Genomic DNA, 23,953 nt, shown 5'->3' on the forward strand with positions numbered 1-23,953 from the left:
AGTCGACATCACTGTTCAATGACCCACCGCATTCGCGAGCAAGCCCGCTCCCACAGGTTTTGTGTTGTTCAAGAAATCCGGCATCGGTCATTCGTGCTGCGAAGCCGCCATCCACCGGCTCCGATGCCGGGTTTCAGCCGGCCAGGCAGGCGGCGAAGCCCTGGTTCAGCGCCGCCCGATCCAGGTCGCGGCCGATGAACACGATCTTGCTCGAGCGCGGCTCGCTGCCCCACGCGGTCGAGGCGCGGAACTCCACCAGGCTGTGCACGCCTTGCAGCACGTAGCGCTGGTCTTCGTTGGCCACCGCCAGCACGCCTTTCATGCGGTACAGGTTGTCGGCCTGAGCACTGCGCAACTCGCTGATCCAGCGGTGGAACGCCATCAGGTCGACGGCGCCGTCCACGGCGATGCCCACCGAGGACACGCTCGGGTCGTGTTCGTGGTCGGGCTCTTCAGCGTGGTGGTCATGGTCGTGGTGATCGTGATCGTGCTGATCCGCGCCGATCTCCATCAGCTTCTGCGTGCATTCGAAGGCGCCGATGCCGAGGATTTTCGACAGGTCGATCTGCGCATGGGTCGAAGTCACCAGATCCGCCGTCGCGTTCAATCCCCGGATCTTGCCGCGCAGGGTGTCCACTGCTTCAGCGCTGACCAGATCGACCTTGTTGATGACGATGCGATCGGCGCAGACGATCTGGTCCACGGCCTGATTGTCGACGCCGTCCAGTTGCAGGTCTTCCAGGTGCTGGGCGATGTGTTTGGCATCGACCATGGTCACGATGGCGTCGAGTTCGACTTCCTCGGCGATCGGGTCGTTGATGAAAAAGCTCTGGGCCACCGGGTACGGGTCGGCCAGGCCGCTGGTCTCGATCAGGATGTGGTCGAGCCGCACCGGGCGCGCTACCAGTTCGCGGACGATGCGCACCAGGTCCTCGCGGACTTCGGCGGTGCAGCAGACGCAGCCGTTGACCATTTCGTAGATCTCTTCGGTTTCGGAGCTGAGCACCAGATCGCCGTCGATGCCGACCTCGCCGAACTCGTTTTCGATCACCGCGATCTTGCGGCCGTGGTTCTCCTTGAGGATGTAATTGAGCAGGGTGGTTTTGCCGGCACCGAGGAACCCGGTGAGGATGGTGACCGGGATTTTGGTGTTCGGGGTCGGGGCGTTGAAGGGGGTGTTCATGTGAGGCTCCTTGGTGATTACCGGTGCACGAGTGGATTGTTTTTGTGGGAGCTAGCCTGCTAGCGATGGTGGTGTGTCATTCACCTGTGATGGCGACGGGTTGATTGCTTTCGCCAGCAGGCTGGCTCCCTCAGGGGATGTGTCAGGTGATGGTTCTTGCCATCGGCGGGCGACGCCGGCATCGAGGCCGAACAGGTCGAGCACACGACCGAGGCTGTGGTCGACCATTTGCGCCAGGCTGTCGGGGCGGGCGTAGAAGGCAGGCACCGGCGGGGCGATGATCCCGCCCATCTCGGTGACGGCGGTCATGTTGCGCAGGTGGGCGAGGGTCAGCGGTGTTTCGCGGGCCATCAGCACCAGGGTGCGGCGTTCCTTCAGGGTGACGTCGGCGGCGCGGCCGATCAGCCCCGATGACGTGCCGGTGGCGATCTCCGCCAGCGTCCTCATTGAACACGGCGCGACCACCATGCCCAGGCAGCGGAACGAACCGCTGGCGATCCCGGCGGCCACGTCATCGGCGCGGTGGTAATGGCTGGCGAGGGCGGTGACGTCCGCCAGTTTGTAGTCGGTTTCATGGGCCATGGTCAGCAGTGCGGCGCGGCTGATGATCAGGTGGCTTTCGATGTTCAGCTCGGCCAGCAGCTCCAGCAGGCGCACGCCGTAGATGAATCCGGACGCGCCGCTGATGCCGACCACCATCCGCTGACGGTTCACGATGGCAGACCATCGAGCAGTTGCCGGGCGCGTTCAAGCACGTCCTGATCCAGCTGCGCCTTGATCCCGTCAAACCCCGAGCCGCGCGTGGCATCCAGGCCCATGCGCGAGGTGGTGCCATTGACCGAGGACGACGGATCCAGCGGACTGCCGGGCAATCCGTCAATCGTGAAGATGTCGAGGTGCGGCTGGAAATGCGTGGCCAGCGCCCACAGCACCTGGCTGTCGTCGGTGAGGTCGATATCGCTGTCCACGGCGATCACGGTTTTCAGGTACGGGTCCCAACCGAGCAGGGCCAGCATGATCTGCCGGGCCTCGCCGTCGCGGCTCTGGTCCAGCGCCACGTAGCAATGGAAATGCGTGCCGGAGTTCGGGTAATGCACGGCGGTGACGGCGGGGAAACGCGCCTTGAGCTTCTCGCTCATTTCCGCTTCGCGGGGCAGCCGCGCCAGGGTCAGGTGTTCGGCATAGCGCCCGCCCATCACGTCCACCAGCCACGCGTCTTTGCGCCGCAGCAGGGTGTCGACGCGCAGCACGTTGTTGGTCGAGCGGTCCGAGGAGTAACCGCTGAACTCGCCAAACGGGCCTTCTTCGGCATAGGCCGCCGGGTCGATGGCGCCTTCGAGCACGAACTCGGCGTAAGCCGGCACGCCGATGCCGTAGCGCGGGGTCTTGACCAGTTCCAGCGGCGCACCGAACAGCCCGCCGGCCACCGCGCGTTCATCGCTGCCGTAAGGCAGGCGTGCAGCGGCGGCGAGCATGAACAGCGGATGCGCACCGACCACCATGGCCACGCGCAATTCTTCGCCGCGCTCGCGGGCGGTCTGCAACATCCGCCACAGGTGCCCCCGCGAGTGCAGGCTGGTGGCCAAGGCCTGACGCGCATGACGCATCGAGCGGTGGTAGCTCATGTTGGCGATGCCGGTGAGCGGGTCCTCGGCGATGATGATTGCGTTGGTGATGTACGGGCCGCGATCGCTGTCGAAATGCTTGAGCATCGGCAGCAGCGCCAGGTCCAGTGCTTCGCCTTCGAAGACTTCGTCGAGCACCGGGCCGGTTTCGACGTAACGCGGCGGGATCGGCTGGTTGGCGCGGGTCTGGAAGGTTTCGTGCAACTGCGCAGCGCCGACGCCGAACAGCCGGGCGATACGCCGCCGGGAGGCGAACAGATTGGTCGCCACCGGCACGCCGAGGTTGCCGACGTTTTCGCAGATCAGCAGCGGGTCGCGGCCCTGGGCGGCGAGGGCATCGACCAGGGCGGAGACGTCCTGATCGGCGGAAAGTGGATGGGTGACGGTCAGCACATCGTCCGGGTACTGGCGGCGATAGGCGTCGATGAATACGTGAAAATCCTGAGAGTCGCCGAGCGTCGAACGGGTCATGGTTTCACCTCGTAAAAAGCAGGCGCGCAGGGGTGAGGCTGGCGTTCGATCGACAAGCCGTTGGCCTGCCGGTCGAGCGAACGCCGGGTCATCTTCGCGCCTGTAAAGTCGCTGTGTGGCCTGTGGTGACACTGTTCCCCCTGTGGGAGCGGGCTTGCTCGGGAGTGCGGGGTGTAATTAAAAAGTGATGGGGACTGGTCGTCCGCTTTCGCGAGCAAGCCCGCTCCCACATTGGAATGTGTGTACCTAGAGGTAGGTCGTGGTCAGACGAATGTCCGCCTCGGCCAGGTCCTTGGGTGGCGGGGTCGGTTCGATCCCGCACAGCCGGGCGATGTTGTTGCCCAGGTAGTCCTCAAGGTGATCCTCGTCGATCCCCAGGCCCTGCGGCGCCGGCGAGCACAACACTTCCAGCTCGCGCAGCCACATGCCCGGTTCGTTCGGCGGCGAGTCGGTGCCGAACACGATCTTGTTGCGCGGCAGCTCCTTGGCGAACTCGACGATCCGCGACTGGAAGCACCAGCCGGATTCGCAGTACACGTTCGGCGTGTCCATCGCCATCCAGAACGCCTCGAACGAATAGTTGCCGCCGGTCTGGATGCCGAAGTGACCGATGATGAAATTGACCATCGGGAACTCGCGGATGATCGGGTAGAACATCGTCGGAATGGTATACGGGCCATCACCAGTGTGGATCAGCACCACGATGTTGTACTTGGCGCAGACCTTCATCGCCGGACGCAGCCAGTCCAGCGCCCGGTCCGGGCGATAGCCGTGCATGTTGGCGTGCAACTTGAGCATCTTGAAGCCGTATTCCTTGATGTGGAATTCCAGCTCTGCCGCACCGTTTTCCGGTCCCCAGCGCGGGTTGAAGTTAAAGTTGCCGATGAACCGGTCCGGGTACTTCACGCACAGTTCGGCGACGTAGGACATGTAGTCACGCACGCCCTCGCGGCCCCGGCGGTTGCCGTCGCGATAACCGGTGTTGCCCGGTGGTGGCTGGATGAACCCCATGTCGATCCGGCGCGGCTTGCCGTTGATCATGTACGGGCCATCCATGAGTTTGAGCATGCGCTCGCCGGTGAACGGCTCGCCGGTGTGGCGCCAGGCCTCGTCGACCAGGTTGGTGGGGTGCAGATGGGTGTCGATGATCATCGGTTCAGCTCCTGGCCAGTTGAGTGGTGACGGGGCGCTTGAGTTGCGCCTCTGCTTCGGAAACGGAACGCGGCGGCGGGGACGGCTGAAGGCCGATCATCCGTGCGGTGTTGTTGCCCAGGTAGTCTTCGAGGGTGTCCTCGTCGAGGTTCAGGCCCTGCGGCGGCTCGTGGCAGAGCACTTCGAGCAGGCGCAGCCACATGCCCGGTTCATTCGGCGGGGTGTCGGTGCCGAACAGGATCTTGTGGGTCGGCAACACCTTGGCGAACTCGACAATCCGCGATTGCAGGCACCAGCCGGACTCGCAATAGACGTTGGGCAGCTCCATCGCCCACTGCATCGGCTCGAACACGTAGACGCCGCCGGTCTGCACGCCGAAGTGGGCCATGATGAAATCGACGTTGGGGAATTCCTTGATCATCGGCACCCATTCCGACGGGATGCTGTAGGGCCCGTCGCCGGTGTGCAGCTTGACCGGGATGCCTAGCTCGGCGCATTTCTCGAAGGCCGGACGGACCCAGTCCAGCGCACGGTCAGGACGGTAGGCGTGCATGTTGGCCTGCATCTGCACCATCTTGAAACCGTGTTCCTTGACGTAGCGCTCGATCGCCTCGACGCCGTTTTCCACGCCGCAGCGCGGGTTGTAGACGAAGCAGCCGATGAAACGGTCCGGGTAGGTCTGGACCATTTTCAGGGTGTAGGCCATGTAGGCGTCGATGGATTCGCGGCCCGACAGTTCACCGTCGGTCCAGGTGTAAATGGTGTTGCCCTGTGGTGGCTGGATAAAGGCTTTGTCGATGCGGCGAGGCTTGCCGTTGACCATGTACGGGCCATCCATCATCTCCAGCAGACGCTCGCCGGTGAACGGGTCACCGTCATGCCTCCAGGCGAGGTCCACCAGATCGGTGGGATAGCAACTGATATCGATGATCATTGAAGTCGATCTCCTGATAGCGGGGAAGGGAGCCTTGCGGCTCACAGCATCCACGTCCCGGGCAATCGGCCGTTTCTATGCGCGGCACTCGCGCATTCCCTCGCCTGTTCGCATCCGGCCCGGGTGGGTGGTTGCTTGAGGCGAGTATTGGAAGGCGGGGGAGGGTTCGTACAATATTAATTGGGTGGGGTGGTGATACTTCTGGGATATGGGCTTTGATCAAGAGCACGGCCTGAGATCAAGAGCCCCTCACCCCAGCCCTCCCGAAACGTCGGACCGCCCGGAGGGAGAGGGAGCCGACCGAGGTGTCTTGCGTCATACATCGACCTGAAAGATCGAGTCGATTATGGATTCACAGCTGAGCTTTCACGTCGGCGTAGTTCGTCAATATTCCCCATTCGGTCCCCTCTCCCTCCGGGAGAGGGCTAGGGTGAGGGCAGCATTCTCAAGTGTACTCAGAGCCAACTGTTTGATGATCTCAACAACAGGCCCCACCCGCTCAGCCTGCCCATGCGGCCACACCGCATAAAGATTGTAATGCGCCGCAATCTGCGCCTCGTTCAACGCCACCAGCCGCCCGCTGCGCAACGCATCGGCAGCCAACAATCCCCGCACCAGCCCCGCACCAACGCCAGCCTCGGCAGCCGCAATCAAATTCGCCGCGTTATCAAAAACGACGCGGGCAGCGGGCTCCACCGCCGGCATGCCCGCCGCATCCAGCCACGGAATCCACGACCTGCGCGTATACCCCAGCAACGGCAATTCAAGAATCTGCGCCGGGCTCAGCGGCACCTGCAAACCATGCCGCTCCAGCAACGCCGGGGACGCCACCGCCAACACCCGATCCCCGCAGATCTGCGTCATTTCGCAATCGTCCCAATCGCCATAGCCATAGCGCAGCGACAGGTCCACCCGTTCGAAGGTGCTGCGATCACTGCGCGGCATCGACAGGATCGTCACTTCGTAATCCGGCAAGCCGTCGAGCAGCTGCGGCAGGCGCGGATTGAGCCAGCTCTGCGCCAGTTCGCTGTCCACATCCAGAGTCAGACGCTGGGCCACGCTGCGGTTTTTCACCGAAGACAACGCCCGGTCGATCTGCGCCAGTCCATCCGACAGCACGCTGGCAAACAACTGCCCGGCATCGGTCAGGTTGCTGCCGCCGCCTTCGCGCACGAACAGCGGCTGGCCGATGAATTCTTCGAGGGCTCGGATCTGCTGGCTGATCGCGCTGTGGGTCAGGTCGAGCTTGCGTGCGGCACTGGAGAAACTGCCGCTGCGCGCCGCGTGGATGAACGCGCTCATGGACTGCACCGACGGGTATCGCTTGTACATGTTGTTAGTCCTGCTTACACCGGTTGGCAGAAATCGTCGCTGGCCGCGTGTTGCCTGGGCTTCCAATAATCGATGACCAGGCCCGCACAAAGACGGGCCGCTCTTTTGGAGCCTGACAATGATTGCATTCACGGTAAACGGCGAACGACGCGAGCTGGATGAGGCGTCCCCCTCCATGCCCTTGTTATGGGTGTTGCGTGATCAGTTGAAACTCACCGGCACCAAGTTCGGTTGCGGCATGGGCCTGTGCGGTGCCTGCACCGTGCACCTGAACGGTGTCGCGGTGCGTTCGTGCCAGTTGCCGCTGGCCGCCGTCGCGGGCCACAGCATCACCACCATCGAGGGCTTGTCGCCCAACGAAAGCCATCCGCTGCAACTGGCCTGGGTCGCCGAAGATGTGCCGCAATGCGGCTACTGTCAATCCGGGCAGATCATGTCCGCCGCCGCGCTGCTCAACACCGGGGCGCCGGTCAACGACGACTCGATCCGCAACGCTATGTCCGGGAATATCTGCCGCTGCGGCACCTACGGGCGGATCAGCAAAGCGATCAAACGTGCGGCGAATGCGCCGAAGGAGGCGTGATGAGCCTCATCGACGGCACCCTTCATGAACCCTCGCGCCGGGTGTTTCTCAAGCAGGCGGTGACAGTGGCGTCCGGTCTGGCGATTGCGCTGTACCTGCCTTGCGGTGCGGCGGCGAGTGAGCCGAAAACCTCGGCCACCGAGTTCGAACCTAATGCCTGGGTGCGTGTGCTGCCCGACGGCACGGTGAAACTGGTGGTGCACAAGCACGACTCCGGCACCGGCACCCAGACCGCACTGGCCGCGTGCGTGGCGGAGGAGCTGGACGTGAATCCGATGACGGTGCAGGTCATCACGCCGGAGGATCCGTTCTTCGAAACCTACATTCATCCGGTCTGGAAAGTCTTCTCCACCGGCGGCAGCACCAGTGTGTCGCTGGAATACGATCGCCTGCGCATGGCCGGCGCCACGGCGCGGGCGCTGCTGATCAGTGCGGCGGCGCAGCAGTGGAACGTCAGCCCCGACAGCTGCTCCACCGAAGACGGCCGGGTCGTGCATGCATCGAGTAAACGCAGCCTCGGCTACGGCGAACTGGCCGGCGCGGCGGCGCATCTGCCGGCGCCGGCCAACGTCACGCTGAAGGATCCTGCGCAGTTCAAGTACATCGGCAAATTGCGCCACAAACGCGATGCGGCGGCCAAGGTGTGTGGGCGTTTCAAGTACAGCATCGACGTGCAGTTGCCGGGGATGCTGGTGGCAGTGATCCAGCGTGCACCGGTGGTGGGCGCCAAGGTTGTCGCGGTGGATTCGGCAGCCGCCTTGCAGGTGTCGGGTGTGCGCAAGGTGATCGCGATTCCGGGCCGGCCGGACGTGCTCGGCGGCAACCTCGAAGGCGTCGCGGTGCTGGCCGAAACGTTCTGGGTGGCGCAGCAGGGACGCCAGTTGCTGGAGATCAAATGGAGCGATTCCCCGCTGGCCGGCTTCGACAGCGCCGAGCTGAGCAAAGCGCAGATCGCAGCGATCAGCGATCCGGCAACGCAAACCGTCAAAGCCATGGCCCAGGGCGATGTCGCCGGGCAATGGCCGAGCGCGGCGAAGCTGCTCGAAGCCGATTACACCATGCCCTACAAGGTGCAAAACCCGCTGGAACCGATCTGCATCACTGCGCAGGTCAAGGACAAGGCGATCACCTATTGGGGCGGCGTGCAGGTACCGTCGTCGGCGCTGGAAGCGGCGCAGACCGTGTGCGGCATCGGCAAGGACAAGGTCACCATTCACGAACTGGTGTCCGGCGGCAGCTTCGGTGCGCGGGAAGCCAAATACTGGCTTTTCGAAGTCGCGTATCTGGCGCAGCAGTCAGGTGTGCCGGTGAAGCTGCTCAACAGCCGCGAAGACGAAATGCACGCGCTGTTCAATCATCCGGCTACCTTGCACCGGGCAAAAGGCGCACTGGATGCCCAGGGCAAACTCACCGCACTGCAACTGCATGCGGTGTCGCCGGCCTCGCCGGAACAGTGGGAGCCGGGCTATTTCGAGCGCCCGGATCACATGGATTACAGCACCACCGAAGCCATCACCGCGTGGGACTTCGCCTATCGTCCGCCGCACCTGGAATTGAACTGGGTCAAGCACGAAAGCCACGTGCCCAGCGGCTGGTATCGCTCGGTGAGCTTCATTCCCAACGTGTTCGCCGTGGAGAGCTTCATGGATGAACTGGCCCATGCGGCCGGTGAAGATCCGCTGGCGTTCCGACTGGCCAACATGCAGGAGCGGCCACGGCATGTCGCGGTGTTGAAACAAGCAGCGGAGCGCGCCGGTTGGGGCCAGAAATTGCCGCCGGATACGGCGCTGGGAATCGCCACCAATCAGGGCTACACCAGTTTCATCGCCGTGGTGGCGCGGGTCGCGAAGGTGGACGGCAAGGCGCGGGTCGAAAAGCTGACCTGCGTGGTCGATTGCGGTCTGGCGGTGTCGCCGGGCGGAGTCGAGGAGCAGATTTACGGCGGGCTGATGTGGGGCCTCGGCCATGCGCTGTTCGATCGCCTCGACATTCAGCAGGGCAGGGTGGTGCAGAGCAACTTCCACGACTATCGCGTCACGCGCATGTCGGACATGCCGCTCGTGGACATCCTCGTGCTCGATGGCCAACCGGACAAACCGGGTGGCGTCGGAGAGTTGGGAAGTCCGTCGGTGGTCCCGGCGATCGCCAATGCGCTGTTCAGCCTGACCGGGGTGCGTCAGCGTTCAACGCCACTGAACCTGGGGTAAGCCGCCATGGACCTGCGTTTGCTGCGGTACTTCATGGCGCTGGCCGATGAGCTGCATTTCGGCCGCGCCGCCGAACGGCTGCACATCTGTCAGCCGCCGCTGAGCCAGCAGATTCGCTTGCTGGAGGAGGAACTCGGCACGCCGCTGTTTGAGCGCAGCCACCACCGGGTCGAGCTGACGGCGGCGGGGCAGATGCTCAAGGAGCAGGCGCCGCTGGTGTTCGAACAACTCGAGCGGGCGCTGGACCTGACCCGCCAGACCGGGCGCGGGCAACTGGGCGAGCTGGAAATCGGCATGATCAGTTCGGTGATGGTCGGCGTGCTGCCCAAGGCGTTGCATCTGTTTCGCGAGCGCTATCCGCAGGTGACATGGCGCTTGCACGAAATGACCCCGGCGGCCCAGGTCAAGGCGCTGAAAGAAAAACGCATCGACGCCTGCGTGTTCCGGGTCGGCTATGACGACCCGCAGTTGCGCAATGAATTGCTGATCCACGAGCCGATCCATGTGGTGATGCCGGCGGAGCACCCGTTGGCCCGGCGCGAGGTGCTGGCACCTGCCGACCTCGCGCAGGAGCCGTTTGTGGCACTGGAACTGAAGCAGTCGCGGTTCGCCAATTTTCTCTATCAATGCTGCATTCAGGCCGGGTTCACGCCACAGATCCGCCAGCAGGTGATCGAGGTGCAGACCTTGCTCAGTCTGGTTCGCGCCGGGTTTGGCGTGGCGCTGTTACCCGCATCGATCGAGCAGTTGGCCCCCGCAGGGCTGGTGTTCCGGCGCCTGACCCCGGCGCTGCCACAAGTGCCGCTGTACGCGACATATCGGGCGGACGATGCCTCGCCGGTGCTCAAGCTGTTTCTCGATACGCTGCGCGAACTGGTCGATCACACATCGCGTTAATCAGGGGCAAAGTTGCCCGGCACGATCACAACGGCCTGCGGTCGTAATCTTCACACGCACGTACTTGTGGAGAGCCAATGAGCCGGGACGTCCTGACCACCGAAACCAATCGCCGTCAGTTGCAGCAGATCATTGCCGGCCTGTCCGACGGGGTGATTCTGCTGGAACTCGACCAGACGATTCTCTGGGCCAACGAGGCGGCGCTGGCCATGCATGGCGTCAGCCGCATCGGTGAACTGGGCAACAACGCCGGGGAATACGTCGAGCGCTTCAATCTGCGCTATCGCAACAACCACACGCTATCGCTGGAACAGTACCCGATCAGTCGGGTGGCCGCCGGCGAAACCTTCAGCGACGTACTCGTCGAAGTCACCCCGCGCAGTGACGAGGAGCGTACCTGGGTGCATAGCGTGCGCAGCATGGTGTTGACCGACCGCGATGGCGAGGTCGAGTCGCTGGTGCTGATCATGAGCGACGTCACCGATTGGGCCAATGCCGAGCAACGCTTCGAAAAAACCTTCAACGCCAACCCGGCGCCGGCGGTGATCTGCCGTCTCAGCGACTTGCGTTACATCAAGGTCAATCCGGGGTTCCTGGAGATGACCGGCTACACCCGCGATCAGGTGATCGGCGCCTCGACTTATGAACTGGATATTCTCGAACAGGCCGAGCGCAAGGACCTGGCTATCCAGCGCCTGCGCGATGTGGCAACCATCCCGCAGATGCAGGCCGAATTGCGCTTGCCGGACGGTGGCAGCAAACAGGTAATCGTCGCCGGCCAGCCGCTGGTGCTCAACGACGAGGACTGCATGCTGTTTTCGTTCGTCGACATGGAGCCACGGCACAAAGCCGAGGTCGCTCTGCGTCAAAGCGAGGAACGGTTCGCCAAGGCCTTTCGCCTGACCCCGGTGCCGATCCTGATCTGCAGCGCCGACGAGCAGCGGCTGATCGACGTCAATCAGGCCTTTCTCGACGCGCTGGCTTACGAGAGCGACGACGTGCTCGGCAAGACCGTCGCACAACTGGACTTCATCGATGAGGCAGCGGAGCGCGCTCGGTTGCTGGCGGCGCTGGAGAAAACCGGCCGGGTTGATCGCGTCGATATGCGGATCCGCAAAAAGGACGCTGAACTGCTGGAGTGCGCGGTGTCCGCCGACACCGTCAACATCCAGGACTCGGTGTGCTATCTGCTGGTGCTGATGGACATCACCGAGCGCAAACGTACCGAACTTGAACTGGTGGCGGCGATTGAAGAGGTGATGAAGGATGCTTCGTGGTTCAGCCGTACGCTGATCGAAAAACTGGCCAATGTGAAGAAGGTCAATTCGCCGCAATTGCCGAGTGTGTCGTTCACCGATCTCACCGCCCGCGAGCGCGATGTGCTGGGGCTGATCTGTGAGGGGCTGGCGGACAAGGAGATTGCTGCGCGGTTGAAACTGGCGCCGAACACGGTGCGCAATCATGTGGCGACGGTGTATTCCAAGCTCGATGTGCACAGTCGCAGCGAGGCGATTGTCTGGGCTCGCGAGCGTGGGTTGTTTTCGGGCAGCAGCAGGGGGCAGCGGTAAGGTGCAAATGCACTAGTTCATGGGGTGCAAATTCGGGTGTTTGAAGTGACGGGCTGTTCTTAGTCTGGTGAGGTGCGATACGGGTTTTTGTTCGTGATCGTGTTCCTTTTGAACCTGCTAATGGATCAGCCCCATGAATGTGTTGTTTTTCATTGAATCTGGCTTGTTGCGTCGTAGTGCGGAGCTTGCCCGATGATCTATCTGGCGCAGTTGCGGGCGCAGCTTGAGCGCAGTTTTTCGCCGTTGGCTTGTGAGTGTGTGGTTGATGGGGATCATTCGCTTACGGTGAAGTTGTATCACCCGGCTTCCGGGGAGGTTGATCTGGTCATTAGTGGGTTGAGTCTGGATGCCTTGCGTACTCCGGAAGCGGTGGATGCCTTGGTTGATGAGTTGCGGTATGAGCTTGAGAGTAATTCTTTGCGCTCGTCGGGGTGAACTTGGCGGCCTTTGGGCCGACCATGCTCTGGGTTGGTTTGGGTGAATATCCGCTTTTTCGGGTGTTGCGGCTGGCGGTTTCGCCCTGACGGCGAGTCCCTTTTGGCAAACGCCCGGAATGCCGGCCCAGCCAAAAGGAACCAAAAGGTCTGTGCCCTGACGTTCGGCACCTCGCTTTGGCTCGGTGTTCCTTCGCTCCGGGATTGATCCGGGGGGCATCGCCTACGGTTTGCTTCGCTGCACCTCCTCTCGATGTCTTTGGCTTCGCCAAACGGTCGCTGCGCTCCCACCCCCGGATCAATCCCTCCACTCAGCCTGCCGACGGGCCTGTGAGTCAAAAGCTTTACTCGAGCTAACGCTCATCGTGTTGAGTGGTGGAAGCAAAGACAGGCGCGGGATGTTTGCTTTTTAAGATCCGAGTTCACCTCTGTATGTCACGTCGGCGTACCTCTCCCAAACAACTCGGTCAGTCCCCTCTCCCTCCGGGAGAGGGTTAGGGTGAGGGCTGGTTCTCAAGGTTGTTCAAGAATTTGTCGGAACACACGGTCCGCTTGCTCACCCCACCCCAAAATCGACAGCCATTTCCCCCCAATCCCACCATTTCACTGGCACTCACCCCCCACTGGTCTATAAGGAATGAGTGGTTCGGTTTCCATAACCGGGCGTTGTTCTGCTCGGAGACGGGAGTTTTCTTCCATTCATCGCGGGTCATCCTATGAACAATCCTGGGAAACGCGTGTGTTTTTCGTTGTTGTCGGCTTTCGCTCTGGTGCTGCTCAGTGGCTGTGCCAGTCCTCCACCCCCTCCGCCGGCAGCACCGCCTCCTCCACCTGAGCGGACTTGTCAGGTCATGGAAAATACCGAGGTCGCCGGTGATGCCTACGCCGACGGGCAAGTGACTCGACACATCACCAAGACCCGTTGCGTCACTCAATAGGCCGGGCGCCGTTGAAGGCGCGGGTCGAGTGGATTGTGCTGGTGGCCGATCTGGTCGGCACCGCGGTGTTTGCGGTTGAAGGCGCGATTGCGGCGATGCGCAGTCAGCTCGATCTGCTTGGGGTGATGGTGATTGCGTTCATCGTTGCGCTCGGTGGCGGGGTGACCCGTGATCTGCTGATCGGCGCTACGCCGCCCAAGGCTGTGGCGGACTGGCGTTATCCGGCGCTGGCGTTTGCCATGGGCGCGGTTGCGTTCGTTTTTCATGAGCAGGTGCTGGGCTGGTCCGGTTCGACCTTGATCGTGCTGGATGCGGCGGGGTTGGCGTTGTTTGCCGTGGCCGGGGCGCAGAAGGCGTTGAATTTCGGGATCTCGCCGTTTGTGTCCATGCTGATGGGCACGATTACCGGGGTCGGTGGCGGTGTGCTGCGTGACATTGTGCTGGCAAGAGTGCCGGTGGTGTTACAGGCGGATTTGTATGCCAGTTCGGCGTTTGTCGGCGCGGCGGTGTTGATCGTCGGACGCAGGTTGGGTGTTCCGCCGGTGGCGGCTGCGTTGCTGGCGGGGGCGGCGTGTTTGTTGTTGCGGTTGTTGTCGGTGCATTTTGGCTGGCAATTGCCGAAGGTTCTGGAGGCATGAAAAAGGCAGCCCTTGGCCCCTTGGGCTGCCTTTTCTATTGCGTCAGCGGCGGATCAGGACAGGAAACCGCCGTCCACGTTCAGCGATACGCCGGTGGTGTAGCTCGACGCGTCGCTCGCCAGGTACAGCACGGCGCCGGCCATTTCGCTCGGGTCGGCCACGCGTTTGAGCGGGATCTGGGTCAGGGCCTGTTTCAGGATCGCGTCGTTCTTCACCAGGGCCGAGGCGAATTTGGTGTCGGTCAGGCCGGGTAGCAGGGCGTTGCAGCGGATGCCGAACTGCGCGCATTCCTTGGCGAAGACCTTGGTCATGTTGATCACGGCGGCTTTGGTCACCGAGTAGATGCCCTGGAAGATCCCCGGCGAAATGCCGTTGATCGACGCCACGTTGATGATGCTGCCGCCACCGTTTTCGCGCATCAGCTTGCCGGCTTCCACCGACATGAAGAAGTAGCCGCGGATGTTCACGTCGACGGTTTTCTGGAAGGCGCCGAGGTCGGTGTCCAGCACGTTGCAGAACTGCGGGTTGGTCGCGGCGTTGTTGACCAGGATGTCCAGGCGCCCGAACTGTTCCTTGATCCCGGCGAAGACCTGGCTGATCTGCTCCATTTCGCCGATGTGGCAGGCAACGGCGGTGGCTTTGCCGCCAGCGGCGATGATGGCGTCGGCCACGTGCTGGCAGCCTTCGAGTTTGCGGCTCGAAACGATCACATGGGCGCCTTGCTGGGCCAGTAGTTTGGCGATGGCTTCACCGATGCCACGGCTGGCGCCGGAGACGAAAGCGATCTTGCCGTCGAGGTCGAACAACTGAGTCTTGGACATGGGATTCCCTTGTAGTAAGCCTTGTTATAACGCCGTCATCAGAGGCTGGATTTGGCAATGACCTGCAGGCTCATCTGCTCCAGCAGTTTGTTCATGTGAATGAACTGCGCAAAGCGTTTGTCCTGGGTCTGGCCATGGAAAAAGCGGTAGTAGATCTGCTGCACGATGCCGGCCAGACGGAACAGGCCGTAGGTGTAGTAGAAGTCGAAATTGTCGATCTGGATGCCCGAGCGCTCGGCGTAGTAGTCGACGAATTCGCGACGGGTCAGCATGCCCGGCGCGTGGCTTGGCTGGCGGCGCATCAGTTGCACCGGTGCCGGGTCGTCGGCCTGGATCCAGTAGGCGAGGGTGTTGCCCAGGTCCATCAGTGGATCGCCGAGGGTGGTCAGTTCCCAGTCGAGTACGCCGATGATCTGCATCGGGTTGTTCGGGTCGAGGATGACGTTGTCGAAGCGATAGTCGTTGTGGACGATGCTGGAGGTCGGGTGGTCGGCCGGCATCTTGTCGTTGAGCCAGGCTTTGACCTGTTCCCAGTGCGGCGCGTCCGGGGTCAGGGCTTTTTCGTAGCGTTCGCTCCAGCCTTTGATCTGGCGGGCGACGTAGCCTTCAGGCTTGCCCAGATCGCCCAGGCCACAGGCGTTGTAATCGACCCGGTGCAGCTCGACGAAACGGTCGATGAAGCTCTTGCACAGGGCTTCGGTTTTCGCTGCGTCCAGACCCAGTTCCGGCGGCAGGTCCGAGCGCAGGATGATCCCTTTGACCCTTTCCATCACGTAGAACTCGGCGCCGATCACCGACTCGTCGGTGCAGTGCACGTAGGCTTTCGGGCAATACGGGAAGCCGTCGCGCAACTGGTTTAGGATGCGGAATTCGCGGCCCATGTCGTGGGCGGACTTGGCCTTGTGGCCGAACGGCGGACGGCGCAGGACGAATTCCTGATCCGGGTATTCCAGCAGGTAGGTCAGGTTCGACGCGCCGCCGGGAAACTGGCTGATCTGCGGCGTGCCGGTCAGGCCCGGAATGTGCGCCTTGAGGTACGGATCGATCAGGCTGGCATCGAGTTCTTCGCCAGAGCGGATACGGGTGGACTGGTCAGTAAGCGCCATGCTTATCCCTTCTGCTTATTTTGGAGGCCAGACATCATTGGCTAATCTAATGGCGCGCTCGGGCGGTCACAAGCGCGGCTCGGTCTTATAGGTTAGCGTGTTGCACGATAATCACCTTTGGGAATGTGCGCGGCGGGCCGCTGGCGACTAAGGTTGAGCGTGAATGCCTTGTTCAGAAAGGAGCTTTGAAATGGGCTGCCCGCAAGTCTGTGCCAGCGCCACTCTGCAATGCAGTTTCGGTGCCGCGCCGGCGGTGCTCAACGTGCTGCCGGTCAACCGCACGCTGACCGGCGGGATGCCGGCGGCGAACATCATGGATCATATTCCGCTGGTCAATGTCACCACCTTCGGTATGTGCATGAGCATGGCCAACCCGATGGTCGCCGCTGCCACGGCGGCGGCATTGGGCGTACTGACGCCGATGCCGTGCATTCCAGCTACTGCCTCGCCGTGGATCCCCGGCGGAGCGCCGACGCTGCTATTGGGCGGGATGCCGGCGATCGATGCCAACAGCACGTTGATGTGCAACTGGGCGGGGGTGATCAAGATCGTGATGCCGGGGCAGATGCAGATGTTGATTCCCTGAGATTTTGCGTTTATCCGAATACCGCCGCCCCTCACCCCAACCCTCTCCCGGAGGGAGAGGGAGCCGACGGAGGTGTCTCACGTTCTACATCGACCTGATCGACCGAGTCGATTATGGATTCACAGCAGATCGCTCATATCGGCGTAACTCGCCAATATTCCCGGATCGGTTCCCTCTCCCTCCGGGAGAGGGCTAGGGTGAGGGGCTTTTCAGGCCTGCTGCGGATCCGTCCACTTGCGATACCACCAGCGCACCCGCGAAATCGGCTTGCCGTCGGCATCCAGCGGTCGCCCGTCCTCGGCAAATCCCTGTTCCGGCTCCATCAACTGCCCATTCAGATAACGCGCATCTACCGCCGGTTTACCGTTGGGATGAAAGCGCTGATAACGCCCCTCGCGTACGCCGTCGCGATAGAACTCGGCCTCCGCCACTTGCCCATCGGGAAAGTAATTGAACGCTTCGCCATGCAATAACCCGCGCCGGTAGGTGGCCTTGCGCTGCAACCAGCCTTCGGGCGCATAAAAACTGGCGACGCCTTGCAGCTTGTCACGCACAAACGGCATCTGCGCCGAGACCTTGCCGTTGGGGTGATAGAGCAGGGACGTGCCCTGCAATTCGCCCTGGCTGTAATTCAGGTCTGCCTGCTGGCGACCGTCATCCTTGATGTTCAACGGGCCGTCGAGTTGCCCGTCCTGCAGACGCCCCTTGAGGTGTTTGTCATCCTGCTGCAAGTCCAGCGGTGTGATCGCCATGGCTTCTCCCTGTCAGTTGACCTGCACCAGCCCGCCCTTGATGGTCAGCATGCCGCCGCCGTCCACGGTCTGTGAGGCCGCGCCCTTGTTGGTCAGGCTGATACCGGCATCGTTGGTCAGCGTTGTTCCGGCCTTGTTGTCCAGCGAAGTGCCGGCCTGGTTGGTCATGGCGGTGCCGGCCTTCTGGGTGATCGAGGTGCTGGCCGAAGTGGTCAGATCTGCACCGCTCTTGATCGTGAAACTGCCGCCGCTTTGCAGCGTGAGGGTGCCGCTGACCTTGATCGTCAGGTTGCCGTCCACCGTCAGGCTGTAATCGCCGGTGACCTTGTCGGTGTAGTTGCCGCCAGTGCTGTGATTCTGGTCGGCGCCGACCTTTACCGTACGGCTGTCCTTCACGTCGAGGCTGTCGCTGCCGGTCTGGATGGTCACGCTGCGTTTGCCTTTCTCCAGCGTCACGGTCTCGTCGCCGTCCTTCACCGTGCGGGTGCGGGCATTCTGTACGGTGAGGGTTTCATCGTGGCCGACGGTGGCGGTGGTGTCGTTGAGCACGTTGATCTTCAGGTCTTTCTGCGCTTGCAGGAACACCTCTTCGGCATCCTTCTTGTCCTCGAAACGCAGCTCGTTGAACCCGCCGCCCCCCTTGGACGACTGTGTCTTGATCCCCGACTGGGTCTGGTTGGCGGGCAAGGCATAGGGCAGGGTGTTGTCACCGTTGTAGACGCAACCGGTGACCAGCGGTCGATCCGGATCGCCATCGATGAAGGTCACGATGACTTCCTGGCCGATACGCGGCACGAACTGCATGCCGAAACCCTTGCCGCTCCAGGGCAGTACTACGCGCACCCAGCAGGAACTGGTTTCATCGTTCTTGCCGTCGCGATCCCAAGGGAACTGCAACTTGATCCGGCCGTACTCGTCGGTCCAGATTTCTTCGCCGGACTTGCCGACGACCATCGCGGTTTGCGGATGCATGCGCGGTTTTGGTGTCGTGCGTGGCGGCCGGAACGGCGTGGCTTTGGGGATTGCTTCGAAGCGGTTGCGATAGCTTTCGTGGCTGGCGTCGTGGGTGACCCGCGTGACGACCCAGTCGATGTTCAGGCTGGCGTCTTCGTGGCCATCGAGGGTGAACCAGTGGCCCGGGATCAGCCAGCGGCAATCGCTTTCGCCGACGAAACGTTTCTCCTCGCTGCGCAAACCGTCGACCCGCTGCTTGGTCAGCGAATCACCCCGAGCCTTGGCGTTGTAACCACCCGGATGCTCATAGATCGAGCGCGGCCCGGCGACGGCTTCGGCCTGACCGTAAAGTGAAGTGGTCGGCGTGGTGAACTCGTAATCCGTCGCTCGATACACCCCGGCCACGGCCTGTATACACACTTGCCCGGAGCGGATGCCATGCAGCTCACGCTTACCCATTTGCTGACCCAGATACTTGACCTTCGGGCCGTTGGGGATCTGCACGAATGCATCGTTGCTGTCGCCCAGAACCAGCGTGTGCTTGCCCTCGTCGTGGGTGAAAAACCAGAAGATGCCTTCCTCCTCCAGCAGCCGCGAGACGAAGGCGAAATCGGTCTCGCCATACTGCACGCAGTATTCGCGCGGGGTGTAACTGCCGGTCAGCGAGAGTTTGAAATCAGTGAAGCCGTGGGCCTTGAAGATCGTTGTCACGATGTCCGACGTGGCGAGGTTCTGGAACACGCGGTTGTTGCTGGCCAGGGTCAGCCACCAGAGCCAGGGTCTTAACACCAGCTGATAGCGCTCGGCAGTGGCGTCGGCAGGAAGCTGGCGAATCTCGGCGACTAGCGCGTCGAACGAGCGGAGTTGGGCGTCGTTGTGCAGGGTGGTGGTGACATGGGTGGCGACGGCGCTGGTCAGGGTGAGTGTGGTGCCGTCGTTGAGGCCGTTGAGTATTTGCGAACCGAGCACGTTCAGGGCTTCATCGCCGGACAATGACTCAGGGTAAAGCGGCGACAGCGAAGTGGCGGTGAGGGAGAGGGTGGTGTTGCTGTCGGTGGAGCGCGGCATCGAAACTCCTCAAGGTTACTGGCCCCGGGCTTCAACCGGTGATGTAAAAAAGCGTCAGATCCGGGGGGCAGGACCAGATTGAATCAGTGGAACGATTCCATTGTTCAATGTGCGATACCGCGTCTGGGGGGCTTGTTTCCTGTCTGAATGGCATGGACACCGTTTTCCCAATCGTGATTGTCGCGATTCGAAAGCAGGAAAACCTTGCCCAGCGGAGGCGAGTAGACAAGGCAACCAGGATCCCAATAGGTAATGGGACCCGGTGCACGGTTATCGTTGATATTTACATGGGTGCATCCCATCTCATCCAGAAACGCGGCGAGGTAGGAACAGAAATCCATGGACGCCATTCCATGGGGACCCCACATAGGGTTAGGTCCGAAAGCGTGGCCTGCACCCAGCCAGATGTCGAGATGGGTCAAGTGGCCGATGCACAAAATCATGTCTCGAATCGTGAAACATGCTTTGTGGAAGTTCTCTGTCTGGTCCAGAGAACTGTTGTGTATATGGGTCAGGCAGCCCTGGTTATTTCTATGCACGACTACATTCAAGCATGGTCCGGCCCCGGTAGTTCCCAAGGGTCTGGAATTGGAGTATCCCCAGTCGTCCATGTTTATTTGGTAACAGTCGGCTGGGTTGATTTCGCCGTTTAAACCGAATGCTGTCTCTAACGTAGGCATGAATTGTCCTTGATCTAATCTGTCCGTGTATAAAGCGATTGGCTACATGACCGCACAAAGCGGGGTTCTTTCGGCCTCGGCCTTGGTCTCAACAGTCGGCGCGCCGGTAAATGGGAAATATTTCCAATGAAACTGAAGTTCACCAAGGGTTTGCCGGGCCATGGCAAGCACTGCACAATCCTTTTTGGCGTCTGAAGTACTCATGAAGAGCTCGCAAAGACTCTTTGCAAACTGCACGTTGTCTTTGCAGGAGTTTAATGAGTTCTGGAGCTCATCCAGTTTTTGAATGAAGTTTTCGATGTGGTTACCAATGCTGTTCGCAGGTGAATAAGACAACATTGGATGGCAGACGCCGATACTTTTACCTTCAAGCCAGTCTCCCAACGTGAATTTACCGACCCAGCCTTGGTACAGGATTATCTCTTTCCCTGTTTTCTGGAACGCCATCCCATGTTCCCAGAGCTGCGGCGTATTGCCGTTGCCGAGATCGGCACCAAAATTCAATACGAGTGTGTACACCCCATCCGCAGAAAATGGAGTGATGGGAGTGCCTTTCTGGGGGGTGCTTATGTACTCGACCCCGCACAGTGTTTTCACAATTTTTTGCATGACCGTTGTACAAGTGTCGGTTTTAAGCAGCCTGTCTTTTTTTAGTATCAGGTTTATTTTTTCTCTTGTTTCGGCGGTGTAATTGTTTTTGTTCAGTTTTTCAAAGCTTGAACTCTGTCCGATGGAGGAACTGGGAATGGCCATGATGAGGACGGCTCTCTGTATTAATGAAAAGGCAGGGTCCTTTTGCTTTCAGGTCAACTGAAGCCCCATATTCGATAGCCCTTCGACAAGCCTTGATTGTAGGAGGCCGCAACGGCATCCAGGCAGCGGGTGACACCTTCGGAGCCCTCCAGTTTGAATTCGCCGAAGTTAGGGTCGAAAAATACACAACTGCTGCTTTTGCCAAAGAATGCCCACGGTCTGAAAAAAGCCACGGAGTGCCCGCCCAACGTGCCTTTGATCGATAAGATGAAGTACCGACAGGAAGACGTCAGCACGAACTCTCCAATGGATTTTCCGGCAGTAGCGAAGCTTTGATAGGTTTCCGCTTTTTTCTGCCCCAGCGTCCCCAACCCGCCAGTCCTTAGCGCCGACAGTGTTGCCGCCGATGGTGAGTCGGCCGAGTCGCCGCTGATGTCCAGATAGTCGGACTGGAAGTCTGATGCCTGGCGCGCCGTACGTTGCTCATGCAACAGTCCGGTCTTCAAGGTCGGTTTCACAATTTCGCTGAGGTAGTCGTTTCCGTTTTTCTTGGCGATAAGCCAAGCGGTACTGACCCCTCGACAGATTCCGTCTCTATTGTCGGCGACGAGTAAAAGAAAGCTGGATTGGCCGAAGGCGTGGATACCTTCTCCATGCCCTTCGATTTTGTCGCATATGGTTTTGTAGCTCATGCGGCCTCCCTGATCCTGATGACGCGCTTGCGCGCAACTACTCCAACACCCACTCCGCCAACTTACCCGTCACCTGCGACATCAACACGTTCTCGACATCCCGCGCACCCGCTGCGCTGCATTTGGCGAGCACTGCTTTCACAATTCCTGAATCAAATTCGAATTGCTTGCCCGTTGCCGCCTTGTAGCGGCCGCGCAGTTTTTCCAGCTTCGCCAAGACAATCCCTTCCAGCGTCGCCTCATCCAGCGGCCGGTACGCAACCACCGTCATGCGTGCCAGAAACGCCGGGCGGAAGGCTTGCAAAAGGACTTTGTGCAGCGCCTCGTTGAAGGCGTCAGAGCCGATCTGTGACACGGGCGTATCGAGCAACAGCTCGGCCCCGACATTGCTGGTGGCGAGCATCACGGTGTTCTTGAAGTCCACCACCAGCCCGGTGCCGTCCTCCATCAAGCCTTTATCGAAGACGTTGTAGAACGCTTCCAGCACATCCGGATGAGCCTTCTCGATTTCGTCCAGCAACACCACCGAATACGGTTTGCGTCGTACGGCTTCGGTCAGTACGCCGCCGCTGCCATAACCGACGTAACCCGGCGGGGCGCCCTTGAGTTGGCTGACGGTGTGGGCTTCCTGATATTCGGAGAGGTTGATGCTGATCAGATTGCGTTCGCCGCCGTACAAGGCATCGGCCAGCGCATACGCGGTTTCGGTTTTGCCAACGCCCGTGGGCCCGACCAGCAAGAACACACCGACAGGTTTTTGCGGATCGGTGAGCCCGGCGCGATAGGCCTGGAGACGCTGGGCAATGGTTGCCAGCGCTGTGGTCTGGCCCATCACACGCAAGCCCATGCGTTGGCCAAGCGTACGTACCGCGTGAGCTTCGTCAGCCAGCATTTTGCCGACGGGAATTCCGGTCCAGCCTGCGATCACCGCAGCCACGGTCTTGCTGTCGACCTGTTCGGGGACCAGCGGATCATCCTGGCGAATCGCATCGAGCCCGGCTTCCAGGCGCAGCAGTTCGGCGGCCAGGTGATCGATGCGGCTGTCAGTGGCCTCGTCGGGTTTGTCGCTGTCGGCGCGTTCACTGAGGTCGAGCAATTCGCGGCGGGTGTCGAGCAGTTCGCGCACGGCGACGCGCTCTTCGCTCCAGCGGGTTTCCAGTTCGCGGATCGCCTGGACGTTGGTCTTCGATTCACTTTCCAGCAAGGTGATGCGTTCGCGGTGATCGAGCCCTGTGGCTTGTTCGCGGCGCAGGCGTTCGACTTCTTCTTTCAGGCTTTGCTGGCGATGGCGCAGGCTCTCCAGCGGTGGCGGCACGTCGTGCTGGCCGAGGGCGACCCGGGCGCACGCGGTGTCGAGGACGCTGATGGCTTTGTCCGGCAACTGACGGCCGGAGATGTAGCGGTGTGAGAGTTTCACCGCGTCGTGGATCGCCGCATCCAGCACTTGCACACCGTGGTGCTGTTCGAGTTTGGCAGCCACACCGCGGAGCATTTCCACGGCGGTGATTTCGTCAGGTTCCTCGACCTGCACAAGCTGAAAGCGGCGGACGAGGGCCGGGTCTTTCTCGAAGTATTTCTTGTATTCCATCCAGGTCGTGGCGGCGAGGGTGCGCAACTCGCCTCGGGCCAGCGCTGGCTTGAGCAGGTTGGCTGCATCGCTGCCGCCCTCGGCACCGCCGGCGCCGATCAGTGTGTGGGCCTCGTCGATAAACAGGATGATCGGCTTGTCGGCGTTGCGCACCGCGTCGATCACACCTTTGAGTCGTTGTTCGAATTCACCTTTGACCCCCGCGCCTGCCTGCAACAGGCCGAGGTCGAGCACCCGCAGGCTGACTTCCTGCAACGACGGCGGTACGTCTGCGGCGGCAATGCGCAGCGCCAGGCCTTCGACCACGGCGGTTTTGCCCACGCCCGGTGCGCCTACCAGAATCGGGTTGTTTTGCCGGCGCCGCAAAAGAATATCGATGCACTGACGAATCTCGCCGTCGCGACCAACGATCGGGTCAATGCGCCCGGCGTGGGCGTCGGCAGTCAGGTCCTGGGTGTATTGATCCAGCACCGAGTCCTGCCGAGGTGCAGGATTTCCGGAGGACATTGAGCGCGGGCCGACGTGCTCGCGGGAGTTTTCGGTCCAGTCCAGCAGATTCGCCCGCAAGGCTTCCTTGGGGATTCGCAGCAGTGACGAAGCACTGTTGAGCAGCAGGCTGCGGCGCTCGTCACGGTCGATCAAGGCCAACAGCAGAAGCCCGGAACGAATACCGTCGATCCCCAACACGCTGGCCTGCACCACCGCGTCTTCCAGCAATCCCAGCGTGTGCGATGACAGTGCCGGGGTGCGGGTACTGCCAGCCTTGAACAGGTCCAGTGCCTTGTTGATTTCAGCTGTCAGTGCATCCCGTTCCAGCCCGAAACGTGGCAGCAGGTACGCGAAATCACCTCCTTCGATGTCGAGCAGTTCCAGCAACAGATGCTCGATTTCGACAAAGTGATGCCCGCGCTGCAAACAGCGCTGGGCGGCGCGTTCGAGGGCGCGGCGGTTGTCCGGGTTGAGGCGTCCGATCAGGCTGGCCAGTTCCATT

General features: G+C 61.2%; 20 protein-coding genes. 7 read left to right on the forward strand and 13 right to left on the reverse strand.

Translation table 11 applies throughout. The annotated features are described in order from the left end of the window. Window positions 1–133: 133 nt before the first annotated feature. The 6 genes from ACW9HX_RS15920 to ACW9HX_RS15945 form a co-directional block, all read right to left on the reverse strand. Window positions 134–1,183 (reverse strand): CobW family GTP-binding protein, encoded by a 1,050-nt coding sequence (locus ACW9HX_RS15920; protein WP_457381331.1) that lies wholly within the window; start codon window positions 1,181–1,183, stop codon window positions 134–136. A 51-nt stretch (window positions 1,184–1,234) separates the two neighbouring features. Further along, on the reverse strand, window positions 1,235–1,897 hold the full coding sequence (locus ACW9HX_RS15925; protein WP_457381332.1) for a UbiX family flavin prenyltransferase: 663 nt from the start codon (window positions 1,895–1,897) through the stop codon (window positions 1,235–1,237). Then, window positions 1,894–3,279 carry a UbiD family decarboxylase gene (locus ACW9HX_RS15930; protein WP_457381333.1) on the reverse strand — a complete coding sequence of 462 codons (1,386 nt, stop codon included), beginning with the start codon at window positions 3,277–3,279 and terminating at the stop codon, window positions 1,894–1,896. The genes ACW9HX_RS15925 and ACW9HX_RS15930 overlap by 4 nt, the downstream gene beginning before the upstream one ends. Before the next feature lie 246 nt (window positions 3,280–3,525). Beyond that, a complete protein-coding gene (locus ACW9HX_RS15935) occupies window positions 3,526–4,431 on the reverse strand; it encodes an amidohydrolase family protein (protein ID WP_007952854.1) in 906 nt (301 codons plus the stop codon). Between the two features lie 4 nt (window positions 4,432–4,435). Next, the gene (locus tag ACW9HX_RS15940; protein ID WP_011334798.1) at window positions 4,436–5,365 is read right to left on the reverse strand and encodes an amidohydrolase family protein; all 930 of its coding nucleotides are present in this window, start codon (window positions 5,363–5,365) and stop codon (window positions 4,436–4,438) included. Window positions 5,366–5,749: 384 nt separating this feature from the next. Then, entirely contained in the window at window positions 5,750–6,697 is a 948-nt protein-coding gene (locus tag ACW9HX_RS15945) for a LysR substrate-binding domain-containing protein (RefSeq protein WP_457381334.1), read from the reverse strand. A 118-nt stretch (window positions 6,698–6,815) separates the two neighbouring features. Between ACW9HX_RS15945 and ACW9HX_RS15950 the strand changes: the two genes are divergently transcribed. The 6 genes from ACW9HX_RS15950 to ACW9HX_RS15975 all read left to right on the forward strand — a co-directional run bounded on the left by ACW9HX_RS15950 (window position 6,816) and on the right by ACW9HX_RS15975 (window position 13,962). Beyond that, on the forward strand, window positions 6,816–7,280 hold the full coding sequence (locus ACW9HX_RS15950; RefSeq protein WP_457381335.1) for a (2Fe-2S)-binding protein: 465 nt from the start codon (window positions 6,816–6,818) through the stop codon (window positions 7,278–7,280). Then, on the forward strand, window positions 7,280–9,487 hold the full coding sequence (locus ACW9HX_RS15955) for a molybdopterin cofactor-binding domain-containing protein (protein ID WP_457381336.1): 2,208 nt from the start codon (window positions 7,280–7,282) through the stop codon (window positions 9,485–9,487). The genes ACW9HX_RS15950 and ACW9HX_RS15955 overlap by 1 nt, the downstream gene beginning before the upstream one ends. Window positions 9,488–9,493: 6 nt before the next feature. After that, the gene (locus tag ACW9HX_RS15960) at window positions 9,494–10,384 is read left to right on the forward strand and encodes a LysR family transcriptional regulator (protein ID WP_457381337.1); all 891 of its coding nucleotides are present in this window, start codon (window positions 9,494–9,496) and stop codon (window positions 10,382–10,384) included. Between the two features lie 77 nt (window positions 10,385–10,461). Beyond that, window positions 10,462–11,952 (forward strand): helix-turn-helix transcriptional regulator, encoded by a 1,491-nt coding sequence (locus tag ACW9HX_RS15965; protein ID WP_457381338.1) that lies wholly within the window; start codon window positions 10,462–10,464, stop codon window positions 11,950–11,952. 192 nt (window positions 11,953–12,144) lie between these two features. Next, entirely contained in the window at window positions 12,145–12,387 is a 243-nt protein-coding gene (locus ACW9HX_RS15970; RefSeq protein WP_457381339.1) for a DUF1652 domain-containing protein, read from the forward strand. A 921-nt stretch (window positions 12,388–13,308) separates the two neighbouring features. Next, window positions 13,309–13,962, forward strand: a complete 654-nt coding sequence (locus ACW9HX_RS15975) for a trimeric intracellular cation channel family protein (protein WP_457381340.1) — start codon at window positions 13,309–13,311, stop codon at window positions 13,960–13,962. Between the two features lie 53 nt (window positions 13,963–14,015). Here the strand turns inward: ACW9HX_RS15975 and ACW9HX_RS15980 are convergent, their stop codons facing one another. Both ACW9HX_RS15980 and ACW9HX_RS15985 read right to left on the reverse strand, forming a co-directional pair. Next, entirely contained in the window at window positions 14,016–14,783 is a 768-nt protein-coding gene (locus ACW9HX_RS15980) for an SDR family oxidoreductase (RefSeq protein WP_085687598.1), read from the reverse strand. A 38-nt stretch (window positions 14,784–14,821) separates the two neighbouring features. Continuing rightward, complete coding sequence (locus ACW9HX_RS15985; protein ID WP_085732037.1) at window positions 14,822–15,889, reverse strand: phosphotransferase family protein; 1,068 nt, start codon at window positions 15,887–15,889, stop codon at window positions 14,822–14,824. 190 nt (window positions 15,890–16,079) lie between these two features. Between ACW9HX_RS15985 and ACW9HX_RS15990 the strand changes: the two genes are divergently transcribed. Next, window positions 16,080–16,475 (forward strand): DUF4280 domain-containing protein, encoded by a 396-nt coding sequence (locus ACW9HX_RS15990; RefSeq protein WP_085732036.1) that lies wholly within the window; start codon window positions 16,080–16,082, stop codon window positions 16,473–16,475. Between the two features lie 209 nt (window positions 16,476–16,684). Here the strand turns inward: ACW9HX_RS15990 and ACW9HX_RS15995 are convergent, their stop codons facing one another. The 5 genes from ACW9HX_RS15995 to tssH form a co-directional block, all read right to left on the reverse strand. Beyond that, window positions 16,685–17,227: a toxin-antitoxin system YwqK family antitoxin gene (locus tag ACW9HX_RS15995; protein ID WP_457381341.1), complete on the reverse strand. Its 543-nt coding sequence runs from the start codon at window positions 17,225–17,227 to the stop codon at window positions 16,685–16,687. A gap of 12 nt (window positions 17,228–17,239) precedes the next feature. Next, window positions 17,240–19,249: a type VI secretion system tip protein TssI/VgrG gene (tssI, locus tag ACW9HX_RS16000; RefSeq protein WP_457381342.1), complete on the reverse strand. Its 2,010-nt coding sequence runs from the start codon at window positions 19,247–19,249 to the stop codon at window positions 17,240–17,242. A 722-nt stretch (window positions 19,250–19,971) separates the two neighbouring features. Beyond that, window positions 19,972–20,682 (reverse strand): hypothetical protein, encoded by a 711-nt coding sequence (locus tag ACW9HX_RS16005; protein ID WP_457381343.1) that lies wholly within the window; start codon window positions 20,680–20,682, stop codon window positions 19,972–19,974. Between the two features lie 53 nt (window positions 20,683–20,735). Next, window positions 20,736–21,374, reverse strand: coding sequence for a YopT-type cysteine protease domain-containing protein (locus tag ACW9HX_RS16010; RefSeq protein ID WP_457381344.1), 639 nt, complete (start codon window positions 21,372–21,374; stop codon window positions 20,736–20,738). Window positions 21,375–21,411: 37 nt separating this feature from the next. Then, window positions 21,412–23,952 (reverse strand): type VI secretion system ATPase TssH, encoded by a 2,541-nt coding sequence (gene tssH / locus ACW9HX_RS16015; protein WP_457381345.1) that lies wholly within the window; start codon window positions 23,950–23,952, stop codon window positions 21,412–21,414. Window position 23,953 lies beyond the last annotated feature (1 nt).

The organism is Pseudomonas sp. SDO52101_S400 (genome assembly GCF_054071635.1).